The following is a 26,891-nucleotide window of genomic DNA, read 5'->3' as shown; positions in this document are numbered from 1 at the left end:
GGGGTTGGGGTCAGTCCTTGCCCCGACGCAGTCGGGTAAGGCGGGACACCACGGGCACCGAGCCCATCATGACCCTGATCAGCACCAGAAGGGCGATGATCGGGGGAACGTACACCAGCCAGATCGGCGGACCGCCGGAAGAGTCGCCGGTGTTCGCGGCCTTCCTGGCCTGCACGTTCCGCTGCAAGGCGGGATCGTGGGTGGGGATCGTCTCACCCGGGTTCTTCGCCTTGTAGGGCTTCTGCTTGGTCACCGCCGGGGTCCGGCCGCCGGGGCAGGCCGGGATCCGGTTCACCGCCGGCTGCGCGCGCGGGTACTTGTACTCCAGCGTGGCGAGCCTCTTCAGCGTGACCTGGAAGACGACGTTCAGGACGGGCTGGCCCTGGTCCCTTCCGATCACGTTGTCCAGGACGACCTTGAGCTGCGGCGCCACCGCGAGCGTCCTGCGCAGGTCGTCGAGATAGTTGGGGTCGTAGCTCCCAATGCCCAGGTTGCCGAGCATGTCCACGGTGCAGCCGAAGTCGGGGCCGGTCTTGTCGAGCAGGTCGTTGACGGTCGCGAGCAGGCCGGGGCCGCGGTCGCGCAGCTCGGCGATCTGCCCGCGGACCTGGCTGAGCGCGGCGGTGAGGGCGGCGAGGTTGTCGATCCCGGCGCCGAGCGAGCCGCGGTTCTGGTTCAGCACGTGGGTGATGCGGCCGAGGTCGTTGGTCAGCCCGTCCAGCAGCTCGGTGTTCTGCGCGAACGTCTGGGTGAGGTCGTCGCTGCCGTTGACGATCTGGCGGAGCGAGTCCTCGCGTCCGGCCCACCCGGCGGCGAGCTCCTGGGTGAGCACCTTGGCGTCGTCGGGGTCGATCGCCTTCAGGGTGTCGATGACGGCGCCGAACAGGTCGCCGTACTTCGGCGGGACCTTCGTCTGCGACACCGGGATGACGGTGCCGGGCTTCATCGGCGGGGCGCCGGACCTGCCGGGCCCCGGCGTCAGCTCGACCACCGGCTCGCCCACCGCGGACTTGCGGGCCGCGGCGGCGGTGACCCCCTGCGGGATCCTGACGCCGCGCTCCATGTCCAGCCGGACGACGACCTTGTCCTTCTCCAGCCGCACCGAGTCGATCTTGCCGACCCGCAGGCCGAGGTAGTCGACCTCGAAGTTCGGGTGCAGGCCCGGGGAGGACTCGAACTCCACGGTGATGTGGTACGGCCGGTCGATGAAGTCGAAGCGGACGACGTTGTTGAACGCCCACACGACCATCACCGCGGCGAGCACACCGAACGCCGCCAGGTTGATCGTCAGCCGTCTGTTCATCCGCGCGGCTCCAGGATCTTGTCGAGGTCCGGCAGGGCGCCCTGGAGCTGCTTGGGGATCTCCGGCGCCGCGGCCTTCTTCTTCTTGGGGCTCTGGCCGAGGCCCGGGAAGATCGGCGTCCCGTCCGGCCACACGATCCGCAGCAGCGGGTAGAGCAGCAACTGGCCGTCATAGGTGGCCCGGGGCAGCTTGTCGGTGAACTCGACCAGGCCGTCCACCAGCGCCGTGAGCCGCTTGCGGTTGCTGCCGAGCTGCTCCAGGACGGGGTCCAGGTCGCGCAGCAGCGCCCGGAACCGCTGGATGCGCCCCTCCAGCACCTTGTCGTTCAGCTCGCGCGCCGTCATGGTGAGCTTGTCGACCATCTGGATGATCTTGTACTTGTCCTTGTCGAGCAGCCGGGTGGTGCGTTCGAGCTGCTCGGGCGTCTCGCCCAGGGCGTCGCTGCCCCTGGCGAGTGACCGGCCCAGCTGGGCGAACCGGTCGACCGACTCGCCGAGCTCGGCGCGCTGCCTGGCGAACAACCCCAGCAGCGCGCCCGCCTTCGCGATCGTCTTGTTGAGCTTCTCCCCGTTGCCGTCCAGGGCGGTGGCGCCCGCGTTCACGACCGTCGCGACGTCGTCGCCGGCCAGGGCCTGGATCAGCGGCCCGGCCTGCCCGACGACCTGCTCGAACGCCGGCTGGACGCCGGTGTCGGTGATCGCCGTGCCGGTGGCCAGGAACGGGCCGCGGTCCATGCTCGCGCCGGGCGGCATCTGCAGGTCGACGTAGTTCTCGCCGAGCAGCGAGGTCACCTTGATCTCGGCCCGGGTGCCCCGCGGGATCCTGACGTCGTCCTCGATGGACAGCGTCGCCTTCGACCGGTAGCCGGCGAGCTCGACCTTCGTGACGGTGCCGATCGTGATGTCGGACATCTTCACGCTGTGCCCCGCGACGAGGCCCTGCGCGTCGTCGAACGTGGCGGTCAGCGTCAGGCCGCCCTTCGGCGCGCCCGCCGTCTTGTAGGAGCAGCCGGAGACGGCGAGGGCCGCGGCGGCGACGAGCACCAGCAGCAGCCTGCCGCCGGCGGCCGCGCGGCGCCGTCCCGTGATGGCGAGCCTGCCCATCAGTTGCCTCCGTTCTGCCAGGGACAGTTGGAGTTGGGTGCGGGCAGCGGGCATTCGACGTCGTCGGAGTTCATCAGGCCCTTGAGCCAGGTCCGCAGGAACGCGTCCGTGGCGAACCGGATCTGCAGCGACTTGTTCTTCGGGTTGTAGCCGCCGATGAGCGCGTCGCTGATGCCCGGCAGCACGCGGATGAGCTGCGCCAGCTCCCTGGCGTTGCCCTTGAGGATCAGGGCCGTCCGGGTGAGGACCGCCAGGTCGTAGGGCAGGTTCCCCTTGTACTTGCGCAGCAGCTTGTCGCCGTTGCGCGCCAGCTCCAGGATGCCGCTGATCAGCTGCTGCAGCTCGCCGCGCTCGGAGCTCAGCACCTGGCTCGCGGTGCCGAAGTCGCGGATCATCGTGCCGAGGATCTGCTCGCGCCCGCGCACCACCCCGGCCAGCCGACTGAGGTTCCGCGCGACCTCGATGAGCTCCTGGTCCTGCCCGGCGACGTTCTCGACGAGGCGGGCGCTCTGCTCCAGGGTCGCGTTGAACTCCTTGCCGTTGCCCTTCACCGTGTCGGCGGCCGTGCCGAGCGCGCTCTGCATCTTGGTCGGGTCGAGCGCGTTGGCCAGGTTGGTGAACGAGCTGAGCGCGTCGTCCACCTCGACCGGCACGTGGGTGCGCTCGATCGGGATGACGTCCGCGGTCTCCTTGGCCTCCCCCGGCCTCCACGCCGGGTGCAGGACGAGGTTGCGCTCGCCGATCAGGTTCAGCGGGACGATCGAGGCCTGCACGCCCTTCGGCAGCGGGACGTCCCGGCGCAGGTGGAACGTGACCTTCACCCGGTCGCCCTGGTTCTCGACCTTGTCGACGAGCCCCACGTCGGCGCCCATCACCTTGACCTTGGACTCCTCGTAGAAGGAGCGGGCCTTCGGGACGTAGACGACCATCGTGCGCTCGCCGCCCGCGGACGGGGCGAGCGAGCAGCCGCCGAGCGAGGCCGTCATGGCGAGGCCGAGCGCGACGGCCACGCCGCGCAGCCGACCGCGCCCGGGGGCGGGGGCGGAGCCGGGGCCTTCAGGGGGCGGTCCCCCCGTGGCGTCGCCGCTCATCAGTTGCCTCCCTGCGGTCGCCGCGTGGAGATCGGACCGGCCGGCTGCAGCGGGCCGAGCCCGGTGAGGAGGCCCTCGATGTACTGGCCGTTGCCCTTGAGGTTGGCGACCTGCTGGAACGTCGGGCCGAGCAGCGAGAAGTCCGTGTTCAGCGCGTCCATGTTGGGCGCGAGCCTGGTCGTCAGCAGGTGCAGGTTGTCCAGCAGGGTGTCGAGCTCCTTCTGGTTCCTGGAGATCACGTTGGACAGCGTCCGGACCGTCTGGCTGCCCTGCCCGATCGCCGCCGCCAGCTCGTTGCGGCGCCGCACCAGCGACTGGAGCAGCACCTGGCTGGCGTCGATGATCTGGCGCAGCTCCTCGTCCTTGCCCGCCAGCGTCCCGGTGATCGTCTTGCTGTTCTCGATCAGCCGCTGGATCTGCGGATAGGAGTCGTTCAGCGTCCGGGACAGCTCCTGGATGTTCACCAGGATGCGGCGCAGCTTCACCGCGCCCGGCGACTTGATCTTGGTGATCTCGGTGAGCAGCTTGTCGACGCTGCGCTGGTCGAGCTTGCCGACGATGTTCTGCGCGCCCTCCAGGGCCTCCGGCACGGTGAACGGGACGCTGGTGCGCGACAGCGGGATCCGCCGCCGCGACTCCGGCACGTCCGCCAGGTAGGGCTTGGAGACCGGGCCGGACAGCCGCAGGTACCGGCCGCCGAGCAGGGTCGTCGTCTGGATCTCGGCGCGGGTCTTCGGGCCGAGGTCGATGCCGGCGTTCACGTGCCAGGAGACGATGACCCTGCCGTGGGCGAAGTCGGGCTCCACGGCGGTGATCCGGCCGGACTTCACCCCGGCGACCCGCACGTCCTGGCCCTTCTTCAGCCCGGCGGTGTCGCTGAACTCCCCGCTCATCGTGTAGCCGCGGTCGAGCAGGTGCAGCTGGCCGAGGGCGAACGCGAACACGCAGGCCGCGCCGAGCGCGGTCAGGGTGACGATCGCGACGACCTTCTGGTTGACGTCGCGGAGCGACTTGAGCGCCATCAGCCGCCACCCCCCAGCAGCATCTTCCTGAGCTTGGTGAGATCGTCCTTGCTCGGCTGGCCCGCCCCCGGCGACTTCGGCAGCTCCATCGGGAACGGGCAGGGGCCCTGCACCACGTTCAGGCAGAGCGCGTTGGTGCGCAGGTAGTGGCCGCCGTTCGCGGACGCGAACAGCTGCCGGAGGGTCAGCGGGAGCTGCTGCACCATCTTCTCCAGCTGGTCGACGTTCAGCCGGAACGTCTCGCTGAACCTGCCGAGGTTGGCGATGATGCGGGCGAGCTGCGCGTCGTTGCCGCCGAGCACCTGGTTGAGGTTGGTGGTGACGCCCGAGATCTCCACGACCGCGCTCTCCAGCAGCTTGCGGTTGTTCGCGAACACCCGGGTCAGCGACTCCAGGTTGTCGGCGCTGGCCGCGATCTGCCGGTCCCGGGTGGCGATCGCGTCGCTCACCGTCTCGTAGTCGTCGATCATCCCCTTGATCGTCTTCTTCCGGGCCGCGAACGTCTGGAGCAGCATGTCCAGGTTCTCGGTCAGCAGCGAGATGTTCTGCTCGTTGCCGTCCAGCGCCTGGGAGAAGGCGAACAGGATCTTGTTGAGCTGGTTCGGGTCCAGGTTGCGGGTGAGCGGGCCGAGGCTGTTGACGATGTCGCCGAGGTCCACCACCGACCTGGTGCGCGGGACGCGGTCGCCGTCGCCCAGCCTCCCCTGGCTCGACCCGGGCTCCAGGTAGACGACCCGCTGCCCCATCACGTTGCGCCAGCGGATCGCGGCGGTGGAGTCCGACGGCAGCCGGACCTCCCTGTCGACCGCCATCTTCACCACGGCCTTGCCGCGCACCACCTTGATGCCCTCGACCTGTCCGACGGGCGTGCCCGCCACCTTCACGGCGTCGCCCTCCAGCAGGCCGGTGACGTCGTCGAACGTGGCGGACAGCCGGTAGCGGGACTTGAAGCTCGTGCCGAGGATCTGCTGGCCGATGTAGAACGTGAGCAGCCCGGTCAGCGCCACGAACACCAGGAACTTCAGGATCGTGGAGTACTCGGGCCCGCGCGCGGTCTTGCCGCGCAGCAGCGGGCTCACGGCCGCGTTCCCGTCGCCGTGCGGCCCGGCCCGCCCGCGCCCGGGAGCGGGACGTCGAACGCGGTCGCCTTGGGCTTGACCGAGCAGACGTCGATGAGGATCTGGCAGATGTCCAGCGGAAGGTCGTCGCGCGCCTGGGCGATCAGGGTGCCCTCCGGGCCGGGGATGCGGATGATCTGCGCCAGCAGGCCGAAGAACCCGGTCAGGCTGTCGAGCAGCACCGGGACGTTGCGGCGCTGCCCGTTGAACACGCGCACCACCTCGCCGCCCGAGTCGATGATCCTTCCGAGGTTGCGGCCGTGCTGCTGCAGGTTCGTGCCGACCGTCTGGCCGAGCCGCGTCGACTCGTCCAGCAGCTGGGTGACCTTGTCGGGGCGCTCGTTGACGACCTGGGCGAGCCGGTTGAAGTCCCCGGCGAACCGGGTGAGGGTGTCGCCGCGCGACGCGAAGGTCCCGGACAGGCCGTTGACGTCGTTCAGCAGCGACTGGATCGCGGCCCGGTCGCGGTAGGTCGCGTCGATGACGATCGCGCCGTTGTCGATCGTCCGGCGCAGCGCCGGCCCCTGCCCGGAGAGCCCGGCCCCGAACGTGTGCAGGATCGTCGCCACGTCGTCGGGGTTGATCGCCCGCGTGAGCCGGTAGGTGGGCCAGGCCGTGTCCGACAGCTCCTTCGGGTCGTTGGTCTTCGCGATCCGGCCGCCGTCGTCGATGTAGGGGCCGGAGAGCTCGTGCGCGCCGAGGTCGAGGGCGAGGTCCTTCGGGCCGAACACCGAGACCGGCTCGACCGTCGCGACGGCCGTGTCGGCCACCTTGACGCCCTTGTCGACCCGGATCCGGACGGTGACCCTGCCGTTGCCGTCGAGCTTGACCTCCTGGACGTCGCCGACCGCGATCCCGCGGACCTTCACCTCCGACTTGCCCGGGTCGAGGCCCTGCCCGGCGCGGCCGAACGTCGCGTCGTAGTAGGTGGAGCCCGCGTGGGACGGCGTGGACCCGACCGCGACGAACACCGCGGCCGCCGCGATGACGCCGACGCCGACCAGCCCGAACATCGTCCGGCGGCGGGTGGACAGTGACTCGTCGCTCATCCGGTCAGCCTCACCGTGCTGCCGTGGCCCCAGAAGATGTACGACAGGACCAGGTTCATGAGGATCATCAGGATGGTCGACTCCCGGATGGCGCGGCCGGCGGCGACGCCGACGCCGACCGGGCCGCCCGCCGCGTAGTAGCCGCGGTAGCAGTGGATGAACATGATGATGAAGGCGAACACCGCGACCTTGATGACGCTGTAGAACACGTCGATCGGCGGCAGGTAGAGGTGGAAGTAGTAGTCGTAGATGCCGGGCGAGAGGCCGAAGTACTGGATCGTGATGAACCTCGTGGCGAAGAACGCCATGAACAGCGAGACCAGGTACAGCGGCACCAGGGCGATGACGCCGGCGGCGACCCGGGTGCACACCAGGTAGGCCAGCGAGTTGATGCCCATGACCTCCAGCGCGTCGATCTCCTCGGAGATCCGCATCGCGCCGATCTCGGCGGTGAACCCGGTGCCGACCTGCGCGACCAGCGCGACGCCCGCGATGATCGGGGTGACCTCGCGGACGTTGGAGTAGCTCGCGACCAGTCCGGTGAACGCCTCGGCGCCGATGCGCTCCAGCCCGGGGTAGCCCTGCAGGCCGACCATGGCGCCGGTGGCGAGCGACATCGTCGCGATCACGAAGATCATGCCGCCGCCGATGACGAGCGCGCCGACGCCGACGGTGATGTCGCTGACCTGCTTGGCGAGGGTCTTGCCGTACTTGCGCCGGATGATGATGTCGAACAGCAGGTGGTACAGGACGCGGCCGAGGAACACCGGCAGGTCGGCCGACGCGGCCAGGCCCGCGGTGCGGCCCCGGACGGCGCGGCCCAGCTTGCGGACGGGGGATATGGCGACCATCAGAACCTCGGGGGGAAGAGGACCTGGTAGATCATGGTGAGGATGTAGTTCGTCGCGAACACCACGATCGAGGTGACGACCACGGCCCGGTTCACCGCGCGGCCGACGCCGACGGGGCCGTAGTCGCAGTTCATGCCCATGTAGCAGGCGACGGCGGCGGCGATGAATCCGAACACCCACGCCTTGAACAGCGTGATCATCAGGTCCGAGAACTGCAGCAGGGTGGTGGCGCCGTCGAAGAACGCGCCGGGGCTGACGCCCTGCTGGATGACGTTGAAGTAGTACCCGCCGATGACGCCCGCGAGGATCACCACCGAGCAGAGCAGTCCGGACACCGTGCTCGCCGCCCACAGCCTGGGGGTGACCAGGCGGTGGATCGGGTTGATGCCCATGACTTCCATCGCCGCGAGTTCGTCGCGGATGTTGCGGGCCCCCATGTCGGAGGTGATGGCCGACCCGCCCACGCCGGAGACCAGCAGCGCCGCGGCCAGCGGCGCCACCTGCTGGATCATCGCCGCGGTGAGCAGCGCCCCGGTGCCCGACTGCGCGCCGAGCTGGCGGGCGATGTCGCCCACCTGGAGCGAGATGGTCGCGCCGAGCGGCACGGCGATGAGCATGACCGGCACGCTCGTGACGCGTGCGAGGAACCAGCACTGCTCGACGAACTCGCCCCACCACTGGCGCAGGTCCCAGGTGCGGCGCAGCCCTTCGAGAAGGGTCACGCACAGCAGTCCTGTCTCGTCGAGTGCTCTCCCGACGCGTCTGCGTGCCAGGTCCGGGGCCTTGTTCAGGCTCAGGGCCATCAGCCGGTGCCCTCCCCCGGGGCGGGGTTGAGAAGGGTCACTCCAGCCTCCTTCGTGCTCGGACGTCGGCGCCCATCCGAAACACCGGATCCTGCCGGTACCGCGGAGGCGCCCTCGTCATTGCTCGTTCGCGCGCCACAGCGGTCTCGGCCGAGACCGGTACCACAGGCGACTCCGCGCACCCTCCAGAGCACACGGGCTCCGCCTGTGATTTGAGGCACTCTATTGGAAGAAGGTCTAAGAAGCGAGTACTTACATCTGGTTTTGTCCGAAGCTACGATCAGCCGGTGCAGACCGAGGCGCGACGAGGCGTAGAAGACGAGATGGACGACGGCGTGGACCCGCTGGTCATGGGCGTGCGCGACCGCTGGGAGGGCCAGGGCCTGCTCGGCGATCCGTGGCCGTTCCTGGCGATCTGTTCGGTCGGGCGGCTCAACCAGCTGCTCAAGAAGGCCCTGGACGTGGAGCTGAAGCGGCTGGATCTCAGCCAGACCGGCTGGTTCCTGCTGACCACGCTCGCCCTCACCGTCCACGGGCGGGCCCGGCTGAGCACGCTCGGCCGGATCCTGATGATGCACCCCACGACGGTGAAGCTCACCGTGGACCAGCTGGAGGCGGCCGGGCTCGTCGGCCGGACCCCGCATCCCCGCGACCGGCGCGCCACGCTCGTCGAGATCACCGCGACGGGGCGCCAGCGGGCCAACGAGGTGAGCCTGGCGCTGGAAGCGCCCGGCGGCGCGCTCGCGGCGTTCGACGGCATGCACCGCGAGCTGTTCGAGGCGCTGCAGCCCGCGCGCCTGGCCGCGGGCGACGTGGAACTGCTGAACCCCGGCGGGGGACGCGGCCGTGGACGACGGGCCGGGTGAACCGGGTATCGTCCGGCCTGCGTACTTGCTCTTCGAGAGCACCACACCCGGGCGATAAGGCAGTCTTCTCCTATGCCACAGAGTCACGGCACACGCAGACGTCCCGCCGAGGAAGCCGGAGGCGCTCCGGGGGGCGCCGGGGGTCGTCGCGGCTCCAGGAGGGCCGGCACGAGGCGCGCCACGCGCGTGCCGGAGCCCCGCGAGTCGTCCGACGGCCACGGCCCGGGGGGACCCTACGGTCCGGAGCCGCCGGAGCCTGACGACTCCCCCGCCGCGTACGAGGAGCCGAAGGCGCGCGGTGGCGGGCGGCGCGTGCGGCGGGTCCTCACGAGCAACGTCACCATCACGATCGCGGCGATCGGCGTGGTCGGCGGCGCGCTGACGGTGGTCGACCTCGGCAGCTTCGTCGACGACGCCAGCAAGCCGCCCAAGGCCGCGAGCGCGGGGCTGTCCACCAACGACATGCTCGCGAAGCTGACCTCGGCCTCCGACATGGACAAGGTCGCGGCCGACGCGGTCGCCGTCGCCAAGGAGCGCGCCTACAAGGAGCACCAGCGGGAGCTCAAGCGCCTCAAGGAGAAGGCCAAGCGGGACGCGGCGGCGCGGGCGAAGCTCAAGGCCCAGCAGGAGCGCGAGCGGCTCGCCAAGTCGAACCCGAGCGCCGGCCAGAACAAGGCGTACGGCAAGAAGATGAACGAGCTCAAGGGATGGGGCCGCTGCTGGCCGTCCCTGCTGACGCTGTGGAACCACGAGAGCGGCTGGAACGAGCGGGCCGAGAACCCGTCCAGCGGCGCCTACGGCATCCCGCAGGCGCTGCCCGGCTCCAAGCTGGCCAGCTCGGGCCCCGACTGGCGCACCAGCTCCCCCACCCAGATCGCGTGGGGCCTCGGCTACATCAAGGCGCGCTACAAGGACCCGTGCGGCGCCTGGTCCTGGTGGCAGGCGCACAACTGGTACTGAGCCCGGCGGGGCGGCCCGGCCTGGCACCATGGGGGGATGCGGACGAGCAGGGCACGCCGCGCCGGCGACGAGCGGGCGAACGGCACGGGTGAGGGCGCCGGCGGCGAGGGCGGCGGAGGCCGCCAGTGGGCACGCGCCGACGCGACCCGCCAGGCGCTGCTGACCGCGGCGCTGCGGGTCTTCGCCGACCGGGGCTACGCCGACGCGGGCATCGCCGAGATCGTGGAGCGGTCCGGTATCAGCGTCGGCAGCCTCTACCACCACTACGGCGGCAAGGCCGGGCTGTACGTGGCGCTGTGGGAGGACCTCACCGCCGAGCAGGAGGCGAGCGCCGCGCAGGCGGTGTCGGCCGCCCGCAAGGACGGCGAGTCCGACCCGATCGCGCTGTTCATCGCGGGTGCCCGCGCCTACCTGCGGGTGTGCTGGGAGCGGCGCGAGGCGGCCCGGCTGTTCCTCGCCGGGGAGGGCCCGTCCGGGTCGTCGCTGATGCGCCGCAGCCGCGCCCAGCACTGGATCGCGCAGAACACCAAGCTGCTGCGCGGCCCGTCCGGCGAGGCGCCCGCCGGGCGGCCCGAGCAGGTGCTGAGCCTCGTGCTCACCACGGTGATCGGCGAGGCCGGGCGGGAGATCGCCACCGCCGAGAACGAGGCGGAGGCCGCCGAGATCATCGATGAGGTGTGCCGCATCCTGATCCGGCTGGCCCGCTGACCCCTTGGGCGCGGGGCCCTCCGCCGGCGCCATGGCGGACTCCGGAAGCCGTGTCCCGGCGGACGCGGCGGTCAGGGGCGGGCGGTGTGGACCCGGCGGACGGAGAGCCGGATCGGGGGGACCGGCTGGAGCGGGCGCGGATGCCGGGCGCGGGCGGGCTGCGGCGGGAGCGTGCGGAGCCGGGCCGCGGTGGGGCGCTTGTCCGCGACTCGCGAGCCGGCGGCGCGCAGGCGGCGGCGCGCGGCGAGCGGGACGCGGCCGCCGGAGCGCCGGATCAGCCGCATCCGGAGCAGCAGGAGCACCACCCCGGCCCCCAGGGCGGCAAGGAACCCCGCCTGGAGCGCGGTCAGCTCCTCGACGGTGAACGGCTCGGGGGGAAGCTCGCGCAGATTCGACACCGGGACGAGGGGCCCGGAGTCCGGCGCGATCTGCGGGGACTCCGCGGGCACGATCGGCGGCAGCGCCACCTGCGGCCCGGTCATGCCGGCCAGCGGGTCGAAGTCGGGCGGGGTCAGCGGCGGGACGCCGGGCGTCGTCGGGCCGAGCCCCGGCGGCAGCGCCCCGGACGCGGATGTGATGATCAGCTTGTAGCTGCGGAACACGCTCCTGGCATTGGCCGCCGAGACCGCCGCACGCAGGGTGATCACGCCGGGCTCCGCACCGGACGGGGCCCGCACGGTCGCGATCGCGGAGGCGCCACCGGATCCGGCACTGCCGAGGGATTGCGTTCGGGGACCGACCGTGGCGCCCGAGGCCGACATCCGCAGGACGATCCCGTTCGCGGTGGCGTTCGCCGACACCACCCGCACGGTCGCGGTGACCGAGCCGCCGGGCCGCATCGTCGCCGCCGACACCGTCAGCCCCAGGGACAGTACCGGCGTCCTGGGCTTGCCCGGGCCGGTCGGCGGACTCGTCGGCGGATGAGTCGGCGGCTTCGTGGGGGGATCGGTCGGCGGATTCGTCGGCGGGTCGGTGGGCGGATCGGTGGGCGGGTCCGTCGGTGGATCGGTGGGCGGATCGGTCGGCGGGTCCGTCGGCGGATCGGTGGGCGGATCGGTCGGCGGGTCCGTCGGCGGATCGGTCGGTGGATCGGTGGGTGGATCCGTCGGCGGATCCGTCGGCGTTTCGGTGACGGTGGTGGTCGGCGTTGGGGCCGGCTCGTCCGCGAGTACCGGATGGACGCCCACCATGCCGATGAGCGTCACCGCTCCGAATCCGGCCAGGAGCGAAGCCGATCGTGAACGCACCCCGAACGCACCTCCACCGCATTGCGACTACTCGACCGAATTGCGCTGGATTGGATGGAAGCATGCAGCGATTCGGGGAATCAACCCCGCAGGTCAAGGTTCGCTTCAGGTGCTCATATCGCGCCGATCGGATATTGGGCGATTATCAATCGGTGCTCGTTCCCGCGCGACGGCGCCATTCCATGCGACACCCGTGCCGGGCGGCGGGGCGGCGCGTTCGCGCAACCGCGTCGCACGCAGCACGGCCTCGATCGCGAAGCGCGCCTCGCGGTCGGTCAGCCGGTCGCCCAGGACCCCTTCGACCTGCCGCATCCGGTAGCGGACGGTCTGTGGGTGGATGCCGAGCTCCCTGGCGATGTCGTTGGCGGTGCCGCGGGTCACCAGCCAGGCGTACAGGGTCTCCAGCAGGCGGTCGCGCTGCCGTTGGCTGAAGCCGCCCATCTCACCGAGGTGGCGGTGCGCGAGCTGGTCGATGAGGGCCTGGTCGGAGAGCAGCCAGAGGGTGATGAGGTGCTCCTCGCAGTCGGTCACCGGGGCGTCCTCGATCACACCGGTCTCCACCAGGCCGAGGGCGCACCGCGCCCAGCGCAGCGAGTCGGCGACGCCCGCGATCGGCACGGTGAGGCCCATGACGAGCTGCCCGTCGGGCAGGACGCGGAGCAGGGATCGCCGGCGCTCCGGGGTCGGCCTTCCGGGAACGACCAGGAACGGCTGGGTGGCGCTGAGGTCGGCGAGCACGTCCTCGTCCAGGACGGTCCGGACGTACCGGGCGCCGGGAGGGGCCACGACGGCGGTCGCCTCGTCCGGCAGCGGCCATCCCGCCCGTTCGGCGGCCTCGGCCAGGACGCGGGACGACACGTCGCGGCGGAGCAGGAGCTCCAGCAGGCGGCGGCGGTGCGCCTCGGCCTCGCCGTCCGGGCGGGCGTCCAGGTAACCCTCCAGCGCGAGCGCGGCCAGTTCGTCGATGTAGGCGAAAAGTGCGTCGGCGAGCTGGGCCATCACCTCGGGCGACAGCCGCCGGCGCGGCCCGACCTTCATGATGCGCCGCCACGCGACCTGGACGCCGATGCGCAGCGCGGCCTGGAGGGTGTCGAGCGTCCGGCCCTCCTGGGCCTCGAAGCGGCCGAGCCTGCGGTAGGTCTCCCGATGGCGCGCGCTCGGTTCCAGCGGGTTGGCGATCCGGTCGACGAAGTCCGTCAGGGCACGGTCGACCCCGATGCGCAGTGCCTCGACGTAGGGGCCCTTGAGGGGCCGCCCGTACTCGGGGATCGACCGGCGCACCTCGTCGATGATCTCCCCAGCCAGGCTGGGCAGTTCCGGCCGCATCAGCAGGGCGAGCCGGCGCGGCAGCCGGCTCGGGCGACTCGCCGCCTCCCGCGTCAACGTCTGCTGTGCCATGGGGTCGGCACACCTCCAGACACCGCCATCGCGAACGAGGGGAATTCCGGGCGGGGCACCCGTTCGTACGGATGATCGGCCATATGGCGTCAAGACCGAGGGCACGCCGAGCGGGGACCCTGCGCACCCTCCGCATTCCATGAGCTGAAACACGTTGAACTTAGATCATACGAAATCCGGGAAGGTAAAGGGAAGGCAAATTCGGCAGGCTGTGGCCCTGTCGTCACTTTCAGCGCCCAATAGGGGCGGGTTCATTTCAGCACGGGGCCGTGCTCCCGCAACCGGTACGCGCGCAGCACCGCGTCCAGCACGAAACGCGCCGCCGGGTCGGCGAGCTGCCGGTCGAATTCCGTGCTGATCTGCCGCATCCGGTACCGGACGGTCTGCGGGTGCAGGCGGAGCCGCTGCGCCGCCTCCACCGCGTTCCCTTGCGCGTCCAGCCACGCGCACAGGGTTTCGGTCACGCGCTTACGCCGGGTCCGCGGCATTTCCGCCAGCGCGCCCAGTTCCCGGCGGGCGAGCTGCTCGAGCAGCGGTCCGTCCGAGAGCAGCCACAGCTCCAGCAGGTGCCGCTCGCACAGCGTGGGGCCGCCGTCCTCCAGACAGCCCGCCTCCACGAGCGCCAGCGCCCGGCGCGCCCAGCGCAGCGAGTCGGCCGCCTCCCCCAGCGGGACGGTCAGCCCCACCGCGTAGCGGCGCTCGGGCAGGGCGCGGCTCAGCATCGCCGCGCGCTCCGCGCCGTATCCGCCGGGGATGAGCAGGTGGGGCTCGGTGTCCGCGAGGTTGACGAGCACGTCGCGGTCCATCGCCTCCCGGACGCACCGCGCGCGCGTCGGCATCGCGACCATCGTCACCGTGCGCGGCACCGCCCAGCCGGCGACCTCGGCGGCCTCGCCGAGCGCGCCCCTCGCCGCGCCAGGCCCGAGGACCATGCGCAGCAGCCGCCGGTGGTCGCCGGGCAGCTCGTCGGCCGACGACCGGACCTCCAGGTATCCCTCGACCGACAGGGAGGCCAGCTCGTCGATGTAGGCGAACAGCGCCTCGGCCAGCCGCGTCGTCACCTCCGCGGGCAGCCGCCGCGTCCGCGCCACAGCCGCCACCCGCCGCCACGCGACCTGCACCCCGACCCGGTAGGCCGCCTGCAGGGCGTCCAGCGTGCGCCCCTGGTAGGCCTCGCCGCGACCGAGTTCCCGGCACAACTCGTCGCGCCGCTCGTAGCCGTCGACACCGCCGGAGACCTGGTCGACGAAGGCCGCCATGGCCTGCTCGACGGTGATCCGGTACGCGGCCGGTTCGGGCCTCCCCTCCTGCCGCGCGTACTCGGGCACCGACCGCTGGACCTCCTCGAGGATCTCCTCGGCCAGCGAGGGCAGCTCGGCACTCAGAATGGCGATGACCTGTGGCGGGAGAGCTCCGGGACGCCTCCCTCCCCCAACGAGGGCCCTCGTCATTCATTCCTCCCCTCGCACCGTTCTCAAGAAAGCCTCGACAGAATGTAACTCACACCACGGCCACCGCACATCATTACGGAAGAGATCCCGCGCCTGAATGGCCGCGATACTCACCGGCGAACAAAAATGGCCGGATTGAATGATCAATCGGAGACAATCCGGAGAAGCACCGCGCCCCGGCGTCGCCGCATCGAAACCCCGAAAACGAATACATCTCGCTCGGATCGGAGTGCTTCAAGGACGGGACGGCAGCACGGCGGTACCGGGCCCGCGGGGTCGCCGCGGGCACGGTACCGGTCGAACGGCCTCGGCCTCAGAGCTGGCTGTAGTTCTTCGACACGAGGTACTCGTTCTGGATCATCGTGTTCTTGCCGGCCGCCGAGGGGAACCCACCCACCTGGTTGACCAGCCAGTCAGCGACGCCGCCGCCGAACAGGCAGCCCTTGGCGCCGGGCACCGCGAACGAGTTGCCGACGTGCTTGGCCTGCAGCACCGGCGGCGTCGAGTCCGGCCGCGCGATCGAGAGACCCTCGCCGGTGATGGGCGTGTTGGGGGCCGGAGGGCTGGTGGTCCCGGTGGTGAGGTTCACCCTGATCGGGTTGCTGTTGGTGCCGACCGTGCAGTTGCTTCCGAGGAACGGGTTGATGAGCCGGACCTTCAGCCCGATGTTGATCTCGAAGCTGCTGCTGACCGGCATCTCGAAGACGCCGGCGTACTCGACCTTCGCGTACACGGCCGACAGGAGCGGGTCACCGAACAGGCCGGGCTGGACGAGCATCTTCGGGGCGTTGATCGCGCCGAAGACCGTCTTGGTCTCGAAGGTGCTGGGGTTGAAGGTGTTCGCCCAGGTGATCCTGATCGGCTCCTCGATCTTCTGGTCGAAGCTGCCGACCTTGAACGTGCCGCTGGTGACCACACCCACCCAGCACTGCGAGTAGTCCGGCGACGCACCGTCCGGGAGGGGCGGGCAGTCGGAGAAGCTGAAGCTCGACGGAATCGGGTCCGGGTTGGCCGCCGAAGCGGGGGAGGCCAGGCCGAGGCTGAGCAGCGCAGCACCGAGCACGGCGGGAAGCGCCAGCCGGGAACTGCTTCTCCGGAAACGAATGGACTTCACCAGTTCGTCCTTTCTTCTTGCTGGGAGAAACGGACACAGAGCGCCGGACAGCCACAGTGTGATCCCAGCCGACGCGGAACCGTGAAGCGGATCCCCAACGAGACAGATCCTCGATTCCCAATCGGAGAATAATACTGAAACAATGCCGTTTCAATACACCACAACGCACGAGCATGGAGATTTTCTCGCCTTGTAAGCGAATATCAATGACGGCGGCCCGGGAGTAGCCGGTATTGTCATCGACCGCATATCACTGGGAGCGCCGGCCCCTCCGCCCGGACCCCTTCGCCCGCCTGCTTCATATGGCGGGGAGCGAGAGGAGCCACCGTACTCGCCGCAGGCCGGCGACGGCCTGCAGCGAGCCGGCCTGGCCCTGCCGTCGCCCGGGGTGGTGCGGGCAACGATGCGACCAGTCCTGGAGGGCCCCGGGGGCTTCCGGCACGACATCAGATCGCGCCGGAACGAGAGGCCCATGGCGAGGGGAAGGTTCGGTCAGGGCGAGGTGATCCGCTGAGTCGGATGGAAGACGAAATCGCCCTTGTATGAATTGAAGACGCTGAGGAAGTCCGTGAACCCCGGGATCTCGCACGTCGACTTCCCCGACGGCTTCAACGTGTGCGAGTTCATGGAGAAGGTCCCGTTGTCATAGGAGCCTTCGAGAAGCCCGGGAACCTCACGCTGCCCCGGGAGGAAGATTCCCCCCAGGTTGTGGGATATCCGCAGCGTGCACCGCCCCCCTCCGCCGACGTCCACGGTCGCGTCGAGCACGACGCCGTTGATCCTCATCGCCGGTCGCCCGGTCGCCGCATCGATGGTCATGTTCAGCCACAACGAGCCGTCCTGCGTGACCTCGCCCCTCACCGGGTGGACGGTGCCGTCCGACGCCTCCACCTCGCAGCCGTGGAGGGACATGTCGCCCTTGCCCAGCCTGAAGCGCGACTGCCACCGTCCCCGTTCGAGATCGAGCCGCATGGTCGCCGACTCGCACCTGAACTCCGCGTTGTCCCCGGCGTATCCCAGGGTGAACGGCTTCGCGACCGCGGTGACGACCCCGCCCGGCGCCACGGTGAAGGTCTGAGGAAACGCCCCGGCGCCGTCCACGCAACGGTTGCCAGTGGTGACCTCGCACCAGAGTCCCGATTCGAGATTCGCATAGTTTCCCGCTCCGGAGACACTCGCGGTAAGGATCGGGCTGAGATCTTCGGTCACTCCGCAGCCGGAGAAGGAAGGGATCGTGACGTTCTGGGCGATAAGCGGCTGCCCGCTCTCGTACTGAGTCGTCCCTGTTCTCAGCGTCCCCATGAATCCAGTCGCGGAAAGCGAGGTGGGGCTGGTCATGCATTTGGTACCGAGATCGAGGGGAACTCCGTTGACCTCGGCCTTACCCGCTTTGATGCGCACGTATGCGCTGGCTTTGAGCTGTTGTCTGTCGACAGTCGGACCCGAGATATCAAGTTCAGTCGAAAGCTGCTGGAGAATCCGCATGTTGCCGGTGATCGGACCGGTCCCGCCGCCCCGCGGGGAGCCGACCTGAACAGCTTCTGCCACCGCGCGTGTCGGCATGAAGCCGAAACCCAGCATCGTGGCGGGCGTCGGATAGGTTCGGTTGATGAAGTATCCGCGAAAATCCGTCCAGTTCGGTCCGAAGAATATGTTCCCCATATAGCTTTCGGTCAGTGCCCGAACATTGTTCTCGAAAGCAACGGGAGCGGCGTTTCCAACTTTTTTGATGTTGAAGAACCCCGTCGCCTTGACGCAGTACATCAGTCCATCACCGGTGTCGGCGTTCAGGCCGTCCGGATTTGCCGGGGATTCGAAGATCTTCGCTAGTTCGGGATCGTCGCTGATGGCGTACCGCGGATCCTGCCCCCGCGCAGGGATCAGCTTGCACAATCCCTCCGGGAAGGCGGTGGGCTGACGGGGGGCCGCGCTCGACGCGCCGGGGATCACCGGCTCGTTCGCGCGCCGCACCCGCAGGCTTCCGAGCACCGGAGCCTTCTCCGCCGCGCAATGCAGCGCCAGTTCGGCCGCCTCCTTCCCCGTCGCCGCGTCACCCGGCACCAGCGACAAGTCGACCGCCCCGGCGGACCATGAGAGCTCGCCCGGCGCTTCGGGGACCACCGGCGGCGCCACCCCGCTGCCGGTCAGGTGCACGGCCCCCTCACCCCGTGACGGCGTGGCCGCCAGAGCGAAGGCCGGCCACCCGGCCTTCCGGTCGCCCCCTGGCCCGTGGAGCGCGACCTGGATCTCCGCGACGCCTCCGAGCGCGGGGGAAGGCGTTGACGAGGGGGAGGCGCTCGTCGCCGGTGGTGTCGACGCCCAGGCGGGGGAAGCCGCCGAGACCTCTTTCACCAACTCGGGCGGGAGACCGACGTCGATCTTGATCGTGCCCAGCTGGACCGGCTGGCCGACGGCCCCGGCCGACGGGACGGTCGTTTCGATCCGCAGTGCCACATCGTGCGTTCCGGACTTGCCGGAGCAGACGAGCCCCGTGTCGAAGCCGATGTCCGCGATCGCCGGTGGGACCGCCACCAATGCGCCGCCGCTCACGGCAAGGCCCGCGACCGCGGCGAGCCGCGCGGCGCCTCGGAACATCCGATGCATTTCACATCCTTGATCGACGGGGAACCGCACCCGGGCGGCGAGCGCCCGGGTGCGGCTTCGGTCAGAGGCGTGCTCTCACGTCACGTGCGGACGACGGTCGGGCCCTCCTTGGCGGTGGAGTTGACGCCCCTCAGCTTGATCACGCCGGCGAGCGTGGCCGTGTCACCGTTCTTGACGATGTTGGTGGGGCACGTCGCGGAGACGCTGGTCGCGACGAGGTTGTTGGTGGACCCGAACGGCAGCGAGAGGGTGCTGGCGGCTCCGGCGCTCGTCGGGTTGGTGTGCGTACCGTTGATGAATCCGTTGGTGCTGGTCGAGCCCTGGAACGTCGCGGAGCACGGGATGCTGGGGATGTTCACCACGATCCTGACGCCGCTCAGCCGGCCGGGGGTGACTCCCGAAGCGGTCACGCCCGTGGTGGAGAGGGACCACGGCAGGTTCTGAGGCGTCACCGTGGCGATCTGGCTGGAGACCGTGCAGTTGCTGAACGTCAGACCGGTCACCGAGCCGATGGGGTCCAGGACGCCGGTGCCGACCTTCACCGATCCGGTGGCCGTCAGGGCCTTCGCAGCGCCCGTGTCGACGCAGGTCAGGACCCCGCCGCTGCTACTGGCGGCCGCGACGGAACCGCTGTTCTCTCCGGTGACGGCCTGGGTGGAGGGCGTGGGCACGCCGGGCATGGTGACGTTGATACCGGCCGCCCAGGCGGGGGTCGTGGTGAGCGCGGCGGCGGTGGCCGAGACCGCGGTGACGGTCAGGGCCATTCTCGTGATCTTTCGCATGTCAGTCCTTTTTCCCTTCACGGGGGTGGTTTCTTCTTCTCGTAGGGACACTGACCGCGTTCTACAGGTCGAACTCCTCCAGGTTGACGAGAGCAGAACCCCGAAAGCCGAACTCCGTCGACTTCACCACAAGACCACCCAGTCCTGCCGTACTAATATCGAAATATACCCGCCAGTAGTGAACTTCTCAAGAGACTGGTCGACTTCCCCTTAAAGCACCCCGGCGACCCTTGCGAGATTTGTCATCGGATTAGTCTTCGATCAAGCCGGATTTATCACCGGATTCGGGTCTGGTGACGATTCAGGACTCGCGGCCGATCGCGGCGTCCCCTCGCTCGCACTCATTCGGCCGGCGGCGTGCTCTCACGTGATGGTCGGGCCCTCGTTCGCGGTGGAGTTGACACCCCTCAGTTCGATCACGACGCCGAGCACGACCAGGTCACCCCACCTGACGATGCTGGAGGGGCACGTCGCGGAGACGGCGGTCGCACTGAGGTTGTTGGAGGACCCCAACGGCAGCGAGAGGGTGCTGGCGGCTCCCGCGCTCGTCGGGTTGGTGTGCTTACCGTTGATGTATCCGTTGGAACTGGTCGAGCCCTGGAACGTCGCGGAGCACGGGATGGCGGGGATGTTCACCGTGAACTTGACGTTGCCCAGCTGAGCGGCTGTGACTCCGGAAAAGGTCGGGCCCGGGAGGGAGAGGGACCACGGCTGAGGCGTCACCGTGGCGGCCAGGCCGGAGATCGTGCAGTTGCTGAAGAACTGACCGGTCACCCAGCCGGTGGGCGGGGGGTCCGGGACGACGGTGCCGACCCTCACCGTTCCGGTGGTCGTCAAGGCCTTCGAAGGGCCCGTGTCGACGCAGGTCATGACCCCGCCGCTACTGGTGGCAAGCGCGATGGAACCGCTGCTCTTTCCAGTGACGGGCTGGGTGGAGGGCGAGAGCACGCCGGGCATGAAGACCCTGTGACCGTCCGCCCAGGCGGGGCCGCGGTGAGAGCGGCGGCGGTGACCGTGACCGCAATGGCGGTCAGCACCATTCTGGCGATCTTTCCGAGTAACACCGTTGACTCCATTCAAATCACCCAGTCCTACCATTCTTTAATCGGCGAACACCTGTCAGTAGCATGCTGCTCCTGTCACGCGCCGAGGGTGTCGATGGCGGTGATCTTCCATTTGCCGTCGGTGTACAGGGCGTCGACGGCGAAGACGGCGGCTGAGTAGCTCGTCTTGTTCGTGTCGGTCCGGGTGTTGCGCTGGTCGGCGAAGACGAGGAGGCGGGCGCGGTCGCCGGCCAGGGATTTCACCGCCGAGTCGGTGACCGCCGTGGTGAGTACCTGCTTCTGCTGCGGAGCCTGCTTGCGCACCAGGGCGAAAAGCTGGTTGTACTGCTGGACGGCCTTTCCGGTGAGCAGTTCCTGCGCCGCCTTCTCCGTCTTGGCCACGTCGGCGTAGTTGTAGGAGAACACCGTGTTGACGGCCGTGGTCACCTGACCCTTGACCTCGGCGGTACGGCCATTGTCGCTGAGGGCGTCGTTCTGCGCGGATGCCGCACCCGTCAGGTCGCGCTCCTGGGCGTTCGACCAGGCGGCCGCTCCGCCGAGCGCTATGGTCAGCGCCCCGAGGAGAATGACCAGCCGGGTGCGCGCGGTGCCGGGGACGAACCGTCCGGCCGAAGTGATCGCTGCCATGTCGTTCTCTCCTCCCCGATCAGGGCGTTCCGGTGGGGGCCTGGCCGAGCGCCGACAGTTTCCAGCCGTCCGAGGTCCGGGTGAGCTGGCCGGCGAACCGGCGGGTGTTGTCGACCGGCCTGCCGTCGGCACCGGTGATGGTGATGCGGACGGCGGCGATGACGGCCGCCTTGCCCGCGCGGGAGTCGAGTTCGGTCAGCCCGGATTCGAGGATCTTCGCCGTGCTGGTCGTCTTCGCCTCCTGGACCTCGGTCCTCAGCCGGGCCTGACCCTGGACGATCTGGTCGTAGAGCTGTGCGGTCGCCGAGTCCTGCCACACCTTGAGGCCCGCGTCGATCCGGCGGTAGTCGAGGGTGTTGAGGTTGACGATCTCCTGCCCCGCGACCGCGAGCACCTGGTCGCGTTCGGCGGCGTAGCCGATCGCGTCGTCGCCGGACGCGGCGTGGTACGACCAGCCGAACCACGCCGCGGCGCCGGCGGCGACCAGCGTCACGAGCGACGCGACCCGGATCAGCGGGTCCTTGGAGAGGCGGCGCCTGGACCGGTCGGCCGCGTCCTTCGCCGGCGGCCCCGCGGCCGACGACTCACCGGTCTCCTTCCCGGTCCCCTTCTCGGACGGCGACGGCTCCGGGTCCTCGGCGGCCCCCTCTCCCGCGGGCTCTGGAGTCTCGGCCGCGTCGTCCGCGGACGATTCCGGCTCGGACGCCGCGTCGGCCGGGGCCTCGGGCTCGTCGGCCGCCGGGTCGGCGGTCTTCGTCCTGGTCTTGGTCACCTGAATTTCCACCCTTCGTTCAGGCGGCCCGGAGGTCGCTGATGCGCCAGCCGTGGTCGTCGCGGGCCGTGACGATGAGCTGGGCCGCGACCGGCGAACCGGTCGGCTTCCCGGCCCGGGTGGCCTGCTGGTCGAGCAGGACCAGCAGGACCGCCGTCCCGTCACGGGAGAGTCTGATCAGCCCGGCCCTCGCGACCTTCGTGGTGAGGGCGAGCTTCATGACCGGTGCGTTCTGCTTCACCAGGCCGAACAGCTTGCGGTAGTCGCGGACCGCGCGGCCGGTGAGGACGTCGTTCGCGGCCCGTTCGGTGGCGGCCGGGTCGGTGTAGGTGAAGGTGAAGATCCGCGCGACCTTCGCCGAGACGTCGGCGACGACCGCACCGGTCCGGGCCTTGTCGAGGAGTGCGCGGTTGGCGGCCGGTGACCGCTCGCTTCGCCTGCCGGCCCAGCCGTCGACGGCGAGGGCGGACAGGCACAGCGCCAGCGCGAGGGCCAACGGCCACCCCAGCCCGGCAGCCCGCCTGAGTCCGGAGACGAGCGTGCGCCGGGCGGTCCCGCTCTTCTTCCGCGGGGCGGGGCCGCGGCGCGCGGGGCGCTCCTCGGTGATGCTCACGGGCCGCTCCCCCCGGGCGCCGGCGCCTTCAGCGAGCTGATCTTCCACACGCCACCGACCCTCCGCATCCCGACCTCGTAGCGTTTGCGCTGCTCGGTGCCCTGGGCGGCGTCGCCGGCGGGCTCGGTGAAGATCCGGACCGAGGCGAGGACGGTCGCCTCGCCCGCCGACCGGTCGAGTGCGGTGACGGCGAGTGCGGTGACCCGTCCGTGCGAGGGGGCCTTCTGCCCGGCGAACCTCGCGCGTGCGCCCGGGATGTCGCGTTTCAGTGCGTCGGCGAACGGGCCGGTGGCGACGTCCAGCCAGTGCGTCATGTCCAGCTCCGCCACCTTGGGGTCGATGCTGTTGATCAGCGCCAGATCGCGGACGGCGGTCCGGCTCACGTCGTCCCGCGCGGTGGCGAGGTCGTGGTCCGCGCCCCGCCCGGACTGGAACAGAGACCAGAGCGACAGCAGCAGGAGGACGGCGGCGGCGGCCGTGAGGGCGTAGCCGGCCGGACGGATCCACCGGATCATCCAGGTCGGCTTGCGCAGCACGGTCGCCGCGAAGGTCACCGCACACCCCCGAGCCCGAGCAGGGCGGCGAGGTCGCCGGGCGGCGCCTGCTGCCGCGCCAGCCCGGCCAAGCCCAGCGAGGCGAGCAGGCCGGTCGCCTCCGGGCCGCTCAGCGTGCCCGGCTTGGCCGGCACCGGGACGCCCTTGCGCGGCGCGTTGGCGGTGCCGCGCACGTTGATGCCGCTGCTCGGGCTCTCCGCGCAGTGCGCGCCGGTGTTGAACGGGGCGGGCGACAGGGTGAGGCCGTCGCGGTACCTGGTCTTGCCGTAGCCGCGCGTGCAGGGCTGCGGGTTGAAGAACGTGGTGACCAGGCCCATCCGGAGCTTGCCCCCGTCCACGATGCTGGGGCCGATCGCCGCGACCCGCGGGAGATTGGCCAGCATCTCCTCGATGGCGGCCTGGCGCGGCTCGGCCACGCGGGCGGTCGTGAGGAGGTTCGCCAGCAGCACGCCGAGGCTCGGGTCCAGGTCGTGGAGCAGGCCGGACAGCTCGGCCGCCGCGCCGGGACCGGCCGAGATCAGCTCGCGCAGATCGGCGTCGGAGTCGCGGAGCCGCCGCGCGAGCAGGCTGGAGTCGGTCGCGAACGCCTTGAACGCCCCCGACATCTCGTTCTGCGTCCGCAGCACCGCCTCCCCGTTGTGGATCAGAGCGCGCGTTTCGGGGAAAGCCGCGTCGGACGCCGCGATGAACCGGGTGCTCGTGTCGAGGAGCTGCTGGAGGTGCGGGCCCTGCCCGGCGAACGCCAGCCCCAGCTCGTCAATGAGGATCTTGGTGTCGTTCAGCGGGAGTGAGGCGGTGAAGTCGTTGACGCTCTTGAGCGTCTCGTCGACCGGCGCCGGGGTGGTGGTGACGCTGCGCGGGATCGTGGTGCCCTGGGCCAGATAGGGCCCGGCGTCGGCGCGGGGCCGCAGGTCGACGTACTGCTCGCCGACCGCGGAGCGGTTCGCGACGATCGCCTGGAGGTCACGGGGGATGTCCGGCGCCGAGTCGTCGATCCGGAGTTCGGCGATGACGCCGTCCCGCGTCAGGTCGAGCTTGCCGACCTTGCCGACGGTGACGCCCCGGTACGACACCGCGGACCCCTCGAAGAGGCCGCCGGTGCTGGGCAGATCGAGCCGGACGGTGTAGTACCCGCGCAGCCCGACGTAGCGGCCCACGTCGGCGTAGTTGACGCCGATGTAGGACACCACGACGATCGCGATCACGACGAACGCGGCGATCTTGATGCGGGTGACCAGGGTCAGCATGTCAGTTCCCCTCCCCGAGCGTCGGCAGCGGAAGGGCGGGCTCGCTGCCGGGGCCCTGGTTCCGCGGCGCCTGGCTCGGTGCCACCGGTAGCGGCGTCCCCGTGGTGGGGGTCCCGGGGGCCGGAGTCCCCGTGGTGGGCGTCCCCGCGGTGGGAGTTCCGGCGCCGGGCACGGCGGCTCCGGAGCCGCGGCCCGCCGCCGTGTCCGGGCAGGGCGCCGGCTGCGGGCCGGGGACCGTGGGCGTCGCGGCGAGGGCGCGCGCCCGCGCCCCCTCCTCGTCGTCGAGGCCGTCGAACGGCCCCTCCTCCTTCACCGGCGGCACGACGCAGTCGAAGCCGGCGGCGGCGATGACGGTGACGTAGCCGTTGAGGTAGTCGCCCTTGATCGCCTTGAGCGCCTCGTCGGTGAACGGGTAGGTCAGCAGGATCTCCAGGGACTTCGGCAGGTCGCGGCCGGAGTCGGCGAGCTTGCGCAGGACGACCGCCAGAGAGCGCAGGTTCGCGGCCGTGTCCTCCTTGCTGGCGTTGATCGTCTTGACGGCGACGTCCGAGAGCCTCTCCAGCCGGCGCAGCATCTCGACGAGCTGCCCGCGCTGCTCCTCCAGCACCTTCAGGCCGGGCGACAGGTCGTCCAGGACGGTCCCGACCTGCCCGTTGCGGGCTCTGACCGTGGACGACAGCCGGTTCAGCCCGTCGAGCGCGTTCACGATCGACTGCCGGTTCCGGTTGAGCGTGCCGGTGAAGGTGTCGAGGTTCCGCAGCGCGGACCGGACCTTGTCCTCGCGCCCGTTGAGCGCCTGGTTCAGTTCCCGGTTGATGGTCCGGATCTGCGGGAGCCCGCCTCCCGACAGCAGCAGCGACAGCGCGCCGAACACCTCCTCGGTGTCGGCGTTGCGCGTCGTCCGGGACGCCGGGATCACGGCGCCGTCGGAGAGCCGCTGCGGGGACGGCGCCGTCGTCGGCGCGGCGAGCCTCACGTACTTCTCCCCCAGCAGGCTCGACTGCTCCAGGTTGGCGGTCGCGTTCGCGGGCAGGTGCACGTCGCCGTTCACGACGAGCGTCACCTCCGCCTGCCACGCCCCCGCCGGCAGCGACACCTTCTTCACCCGCCCGACCGGGACGTCGTTGACACGGACGGCGGCCTGCGGGACCAGGTTCAGCACGTCCTCGAACCGCACCTTCACCGTGTAGGGGTGGTCGCCGAGGTCGGCGCCGCCGGGCAGCGGGACGTCCTCCAGCCGCACCGAGCAGCCCGCCGTCAGGAGGACACCGGCGGCGAGGGCCGCGACGAGCTTGGGCGTGCGCATCAGCGGTCCGCCTTCCCGCCGGTGCCGGCGTAGATCTTGCCCGCGGGCGGCAGCGGCAGCGCCGGCAGGCCGGTCTCCCGGGCCGGCGCCACCGCGACCAGCCCGCCCCTCTTCAGCCGGTCGCACTGCTCGCGGAGCGTCCGCGTGGCGGACGCCGCCGCGGCGCACACCGGCCGCTCGTCGGCGGCGATCGGGTCGACGCCCGGCTGGTCCAGGCTGCCGAACGCCTTGGTGATCTCCAGGAGGTTGCCGCGCGCCATCAGCGTCCGCGTCTTCGGGTCGTAGGCGCTCAGGGCGTTCTGCGTCACCAGCGGCGCGGTGTCGAGGAGTTCGGCGAGCGACGCCCGCTGGTCGACCAGGACCTGGGTGACGTCCGAGAGCTTGCCGACGTTCCGTTTCAGCGCCGCGCGGTTGTCCTGGATGAACCCCTTCACCTCGGCGAGCGCCCGCGCGAGGTCGCGCAGGGCCGCGCCGAGCTCGTCGCGGTCGGCGGCGAGGAACCCGCTCACCTCGGCGAGCTGGTTCTCGGCGAGGCGGATCTGCCCGTCGTTGGCGCGGAGCATCTCGCTGAACCTGTTGAGGTTGGCGACGGTCGCGTACAGGTCGCCGCTGTTGTCGGCGAGGGTCTGCGACGCCTTGCCGAGGTTGGAGATCATGGTGTTGAGCGCCTGCCCGTTGCCGCCGAGGTTGGCGGCGCCGACCCGGATGACGTCCGACAGGGCGCCCTGCGCGTTCACCCCCCGCGGGCCGAGGTCGCCCGAGATCTTCCGGACCGCGGCGTAGAGCTGGTCGAGTTCCAACGGGGTCGCGGTGTTGCTCACACCGATCGACGCGCCGTCGGCCATCTTCGGGCCGCCGTCGTAGGCGGGGTCGAGCTGGACGTACCGGTCCGACACCAGGTTCGGCGCGATGACGACGGCGCGGGCTCCGGCGGGGACGTCGACGTCGCCGTCCACCCGCATCTCGACCCTGACCTTGTCGCCGAGCGGTTCGACGGAGTCGATCGAACCGACCTTCACGCCGAGGACGCGGATGTCGGAGCCGGGGTAGACGCCGATCGCGGTGGCGAAGTACGCGGTGATCCGGTGCGTCGGCCCGCCGCCCAGGAAGGGGACCAGTGCGATCGCGACCAGCAGGACGAAGACCGTGATGAGCGCCTGCACCACCCGCGTCCGGTGGTCGCGGATCGGCGAGCCGAGCTTCGGCAGCTTCACGGGGCGCGTCGGGGGGGACCCCAT

At 70.4% G+C, this 26,891-nt stretch carries 27 protein-coding genes; 5 read left to right on the top strand and 22 right to left on the bottom strand.

Annotated features, from left to right (window positions below; translation table 11 throughout):
- Positions 1-10: 10 nt before the first annotated feature.
- The 8 genes from AB0C84_RS28255 to AB0C84_RS28220 are packed head-to-tail and all read right to left on the bottom strand — an operon-like array spanning position 11 to position 8,340.
- Entirely contained in the window at positions 11-1,303 is a 1,293-nt protein-coding gene (locus tag AB0C84_RS28255; RefSeq protein ID WP_179846540.1) for an MCE family protein, read from the bottom strand.
- Positions 1,300-2,406, bottom strand: a complete 1,107-nt coding sequence (locus tag AB0C84_RS28250; RefSeq protein ID WP_361072288.1) for an MlaD family protein — start codon at positions 2,404-2,406, stop codon at positions 1,300-1,302. The genes AB0C84_RS28255 and AB0C84_RS28250 overlap by 4 nt, the downstream gene beginning before the upstream one ends.
- Entirely contained in the window at positions 2,406-3,497 is a 1,092-nt protein-coding gene (locus tag AB0C84_RS28245; RefSeq protein ID WP_361072285.1) for an MCE family protein, read from the bottom strand. The genes AB0C84_RS28250 and AB0C84_RS28245 overlap by 1 nt, the downstream gene beginning before the upstream one ends.
- Positions 3,497-4,519, bottom strand: a complete 1,023-nt coding sequence (locus tag AB0C84_RS28240; RefSeq protein WP_179846537.1) for an MCE family protein — start codon at positions 4,517-4,519, stop codon at positions 3,497-3,499. The genes AB0C84_RS28245 and AB0C84_RS28240 overlap by 1 nt, the downstream gene beginning before the upstream one ends.
- Positions 4,519-5,598, bottom strand: coding sequence for an MlaD family protein (locus AB0C84_RS28235; RefSeq protein WP_361072281.1), 1,080 nt, complete (start codon positions 5,596-5,598; stop codon positions 4,519-4,521). The genes AB0C84_RS28240 and AB0C84_RS28235 overlap by 1 nt, the downstream gene beginning before the upstream one ends.
- Positions 5,595-6,686: an MCE family protein gene (locus tag AB0C84_RS28230; RefSeq protein WP_361072278.1), complete on the bottom strand. Its 1,092-nt coding sequence runs from the start codon at positions 6,684-6,686 to the stop codon at positions 5,595-5,597. The genes AB0C84_RS28235 and AB0C84_RS28230 overlap by 4 nt, the downstream gene beginning before the upstream one ends.
- On the bottom strand, positions 6,683-7,537 hold the full coding sequence (locus AB0C84_RS28225) for an ABC transporter permease (protein WP_179846536.1): 855 nt from the start codon (positions 7,535-7,537) through the stop codon (positions 6,683-6,685). Before AB0C84_RS28225 ends, AB0C84_RS28230 begins: the two co-directional genes overlap by 4 nt.
- Positions 7,537-8,340 carry an ABC transporter permease gene (locus AB0C84_RS28220; RefSeq protein ID WP_179846535.1) on the bottom strand — a complete coding sequence of 268 codons (804 nt, stop codon included), beginning with the start codon at positions 8,338-8,340 and terminating at the stop codon, positions 7,537-7,539. The genes AB0C84_RS28225 and AB0C84_RS28220 overlap by 1 nt, the downstream gene beginning before the upstream one ends.
- 287 nt (positions 8,341-8,627) lie before the next feature.
- On the opposite strand from AB0C84_RS28220, the gene AB0C84_RS28215 reads away from it, so the two are divergent.
- The 3 genes from AB0C84_RS28215 (at position 8,628) to AB0C84_RS28205 (ending at position 10,874) form a co-directional block, all read left to right on the top strand.
- Positions 8,628-9,206: a MarR family transcriptional regulator gene (locus AB0C84_RS28215; RefSeq protein ID WP_258941830.1), complete on the top strand. Its 579-nt coding sequence runs from the start codon at positions 8,628-8,630 to the stop codon at positions 9,204-9,206.
- A gap of 186 nt (positions 9,207-9,392) precedes the next feature.
- Positions 9,393-10,166: a lytic transglycosylase domain-containing protein gene (locus AB0C84_RS28210; protein ID WP_361072274.1), complete on the top strand. Its 774-nt coding sequence runs from the start codon at positions 9,393-9,395 to the stop codon at positions 10,164-10,166.
- Positions 10,167-10,202: 36 nt separating this feature from the next.
- Positions 10,203-10,874, top strand: a complete 672-nt coding sequence (locus AB0C84_RS28205; RefSeq protein WP_361072271.1) for a helix-turn-helix domain-containing protein — start codon at positions 10,203-10,205, stop codon at positions 10,872-10,874.
- A 71-nt stretch (positions 10,875-10,945) separates the two neighbouring features.
- Here the strand turns inward: AB0C84_RS28205 and AB0C84_RS28200 are convergent, their stop codons facing one another.
- Positions 10,946-11,521, bottom strand: coding sequence for a hypothetical protein (locus AB0C84_RS28200; protein WP_361072268.1), 576 nt, complete (start codon positions 11,519-11,521; stop codon positions 10,946-10,948).
- A 94-nt stretch (positions 11,522-11,615) separates the two neighbouring features.
- Here AB0C84_RS28200 and AB0C84_RS28195 point away from each other — a divergent pair, with 94 nt between their 5' ends.
- The gene (locus tag AB0C84_RS28195) at positions 11,616-11,798 is read left to right on the top strand and encodes a hypothetical protein (RefSeq protein ID WP_361072265.1); all 183 of its coding nucleotides are present in this window, start codon (positions 11,616-11,618) and stop codon (positions 11,796-11,798) included.
- Positions 11,799-12,226: 428 nt separating this feature from the next.
- Here AB0C84_RS28195 and AB0C84_RS28190 read toward each other — a convergent pair whose 3' ends face one another.
- The 6 genes from AB0C84_RS28190 to AB0C84_RS28165 form a co-directional block, all read right to left on the bottom strand.
- Positions 12,227-13,519 carry a helix-turn-helix domain-containing protein gene (locus AB0C84_RS28190; protein WP_258941826.1) on the bottom strand — a complete coding sequence of 431 codons (1,293 nt, stop codon included), beginning with the start codon at positions 13,517-13,519 and terminating at the stop codon, positions 12,227-12,229.
- Positions 13,520-13,770: 251 nt separating this feature from the next.
- On the bottom strand, positions 13,771-14,970 hold the full coding sequence (locus AB0C84_RS28185; RefSeq protein ID WP_361072262.1) for a helix-turn-helix domain-containing protein: 1,200 nt from the start codon (positions 14,968-14,970) through the stop codon (positions 13,771-13,773).
- 313 nt (positions 14,971-15,283) lie between these two features.
- Positions 15,284-16,084, bottom strand: a complete 801-nt coding sequence (locus tag AB0C84_RS28180) for a hypothetical protein (RefSeq protein WP_361072259.1) — start codon at positions 16,082-16,084, stop codon at positions 15,284-15,286.
- A 492-nt stretch (positions 16,085-16,576) separates the two neighbouring features.
- Positions 16,577-18,688 carry a hypothetical protein gene (locus tag AB0C84_RS28175; protein ID WP_361072256.1) on the bottom strand — a complete coding sequence of 704 codons (2,112 nt, stop codon included), beginning with the start codon at positions 18,686-18,688 and terminating at the stop codon, positions 16,577-16,579.
- 80 nt (positions 18,689-18,768) lie between these two features.
- Positions 18,769-19,470: a hypothetical protein gene (locus AB0C84_RS28170; RefSeq protein WP_258941821.1), complete on the bottom strand. Its 702-nt coding sequence runs from the start codon at positions 19,468-19,470 to the stop codon at positions 18,769-18,771.
- Positions 19,471-19,833: 363 nt separating this feature from the next.
- Positions 19,834-20,289, bottom strand: a complete 456-nt coding sequence (locus tag AB0C84_RS28165; protein ID WP_361072252.1) for a hypothetical protein — start codon at positions 20,287-20,289, stop codon at positions 19,834-19,836.
- Between AB0C84_RS28165 and AB0C84_RS28160 the strand changes: the two genes are divergently transcribed.
- Positions 20,276-20,440 carry a hypothetical protein gene (locus AB0C84_RS28160; RefSeq protein ID WP_361072249.1) on the top strand — a complete coding sequence of 55 codons (165 nt, stop codon included), beginning with the start codon at positions 20,276-20,278 and terminating at the stop codon, positions 20,438-20,440. The genes AB0C84_RS28165 and AB0C84_RS28160 overlap by 14 nt on opposite strands.
- A 169-nt stretch (positions 20,441-20,609) precedes the next feature.
- Here AB0C84_RS28160 and AB0C84_RS28155 read toward each other — a convergent pair whose 3' ends face one another.
- Genes AB0C84_RS28155 through AB0C84_RS28125 form a run of 7 tightly spaced genes read right to left on the bottom strand, consistent with a single transcriptional unit; the run spans position 20,610 to position 26,891 of the window.
- Positions 20,610-21,161, bottom strand: a complete 552-nt coding sequence (locus AB0C84_RS28155) for a hypothetical protein (protein ID WP_361072246.1) — start codon at positions 21,159-21,161, stop codon at positions 20,610-20,612.
- Between the two features lie 19 nt (positions 21,162-21,180).
- Positions 21,181-21,933 carry a hypothetical protein gene (locus tag AB0C84_RS28150; protein ID WP_361072243.1) on the bottom strand — a complete coding sequence of 251 codons (753 nt, stop codon included), beginning with the start codon at positions 21,931-21,933 and terminating at the stop codon, positions 21,181-21,183.
- A gap of 19 nt (positions 21,934-21,952) precedes the next feature.
- Positions 21,953-22,546, bottom strand: a complete 594-nt coding sequence (locus AB0C84_RS28145) for a hypothetical protein (RefSeq protein ID WP_361072240.1) — start codon at positions 22,544-22,546, stop codon at positions 21,953-21,955.
- Positions 22,543-23,100, bottom strand: coding sequence for a hypothetical protein (locus tag AB0C84_RS28140; RefSeq protein ID WP_361072237.1), 558 nt, complete (start codon positions 23,098-23,100; stop codon positions 22,543-22,545). Before AB0C84_RS28140 ends, AB0C84_RS28145 begins: the two co-directional genes overlap by 4 nt.
- Complete coding sequence (locus tag AB0C84_RS28135) at positions 23,097-24,347, bottom strand: MlaD family protein (RefSeq protein ID WP_361072234.1); 1,251 nt, start codon at positions 24,345-24,347, stop codon at positions 23,097-23,099. The genes AB0C84_RS28140 and AB0C84_RS28135 overlap by 4 nt, the downstream gene beginning before the upstream one ends.
- Position 24,348: 1 nt before the next feature.
- On the bottom strand, positions 24,349-25,653 hold the full coding sequence (locus AB0C84_RS28130; RefSeq protein WP_361072231.1) for an MCE family protein: 1,305 nt from the start codon (positions 25,651-25,653) through the stop codon (positions 24,349-24,351).
- Entirely contained in the window at positions 25,653-26,891 is a 1,239-nt protein-coding gene (locus AB0C84_RS28125) for an MCE family protein (protein WP_361072228.1), read from the bottom strand. Before AB0C84_RS28125 ends, AB0C84_RS28130 begins: the two co-directional genes overlap by 1 nt.

This window comes from Actinomadura sp. NPDC048955, assembly GCF_040649435.1.
GTDB classification, from domain to species: domain Bacteria; phylum Actinomycetota; class Actinomycetes; order Streptosporangiales; family Streptosporangiaceae; genus Spirillospora; species Spirillospora luteofluorescens.
Note: the sequence above shows the minus strand (reverse complement) of the source record. Positions and strands in the feature narration are given on the sequence as shown.

Bases quoted from the DNA above. Each gene is read 5' to 3' on its own strand.
- AB0C84_RS28255 (WP_179846540.1), bottom strand. From the start codon at position 1,303: ATGAACAGACGGCTGACGATCAACCTGGCGGCGTTCGGTGTGCTCGCC.
- AB0C84_RS28250 (WP_361072288.1), bottom strand. From the start codon at position 2,406: ATGGGCAGGCTCGCCATCACGGGACGGCGCCGCGCGGCCGCCGGCGGC.
- AB0C84_RS28245 (WP_361072285.1), bottom strand. From the start codon at position 3,497: ATGAGCGGCGACGCCACGGGGGGACCGCCCCCTGAAGGCCCCGGCTCC.
- AB0C84_RS28240 (WP_179846537.1), bottom strand. From the start codon at position 4,519: ATGGCGCTCAAGTCGCTCCGCGACGTCAACCAGAAGGTCGTCGCGATC.
- AB0C84_RS28230 (WP_361072278.1), bottom strand. From the start codon at position 6,686: ATGAGCGACGAGTCACTGTCCACCCGCCGCCGGACGATGTTCGGGCTG.
- AB0C84_RS28225 (WP_179846536.1), bottom strand. From the start codon at position 7,537: ATGGTCGCCATATCCCCCGTCCGCAAGCTGGGCCGCGCCGTCCGGGGC.
- AB0C84_RS28220 (WP_179846535.1), bottom strand. From the start codon at position 8,340: ATGGCCCTGAGCCTGAACAAGGCCCCGGACCTGGCACGCAGACGCGTC.
- AB0C84_RS28205 (WP_361072271.1), top strand. From the start codon at position 10,203: ATGCGGACGAGCAGGGCACGCCGCGCCGGCGACGAGCGGGCGAACGGC.
- AB0C84_RS28190 (WP_258941826.1), bottom strand. From the start codon at position 13,519: ATGGCACAGCAGACGTTGACGCGGGAGGCGGCGAGTCGCCCGAGCCGG.
- AB0C84_RS28185 (WP_361072262.1), bottom strand. From the start codon at position 14,970: ATGACGAGGGCCCTCGTTGGGGGAGGGAGGCGTCCCGGAGCTCTCCCG.
- AB0C84_RS28175 (WP_361072256.1), bottom strand. From the start codon at position 18,688: ATGCATCGGATGTTCCGAGGCGCCGCGCGGCTCGCCGCGGTCGCGGGC.
- AB0C84_RS28170 (WP_258941821.1), bottom strand. From the start codon at position 19,470: ATGCGAAAGATCACGAGAATGGCCCTGACCGTCACCGCGGTCTCGGCC.
- AB0C84_RS28155 (WP_361072246.1), bottom strand. From the start codon at position 21,161: ATGGCAGCGATCACTTCGGCCGGACGGTTCGTCCCCGGCACCGCGCGC.
- AB0C84_RS28135 (WP_361072234.1), bottom strand. From the start codon at position 24,347: ATGCTGACCCTGGTCACCCGCATCAAGATCGCCGCGTTCGTCGTGATC.
- AB0C84_RS28130 (WP_361072231.1), bottom strand. From the start codon at position 25,653: ATGCGCACGCCCAAGCTCGTCGCGGCCCTCGCCGCCGGTGTCCTCCTG.
- AB0C84_RS28125 (WP_361072228.1), bottom strand. From the start codon at position 26,891: ATGGGGTCCCCCCCGACGCGCCCCGTGAAGCTGCCGAAGCTCGGCTCG.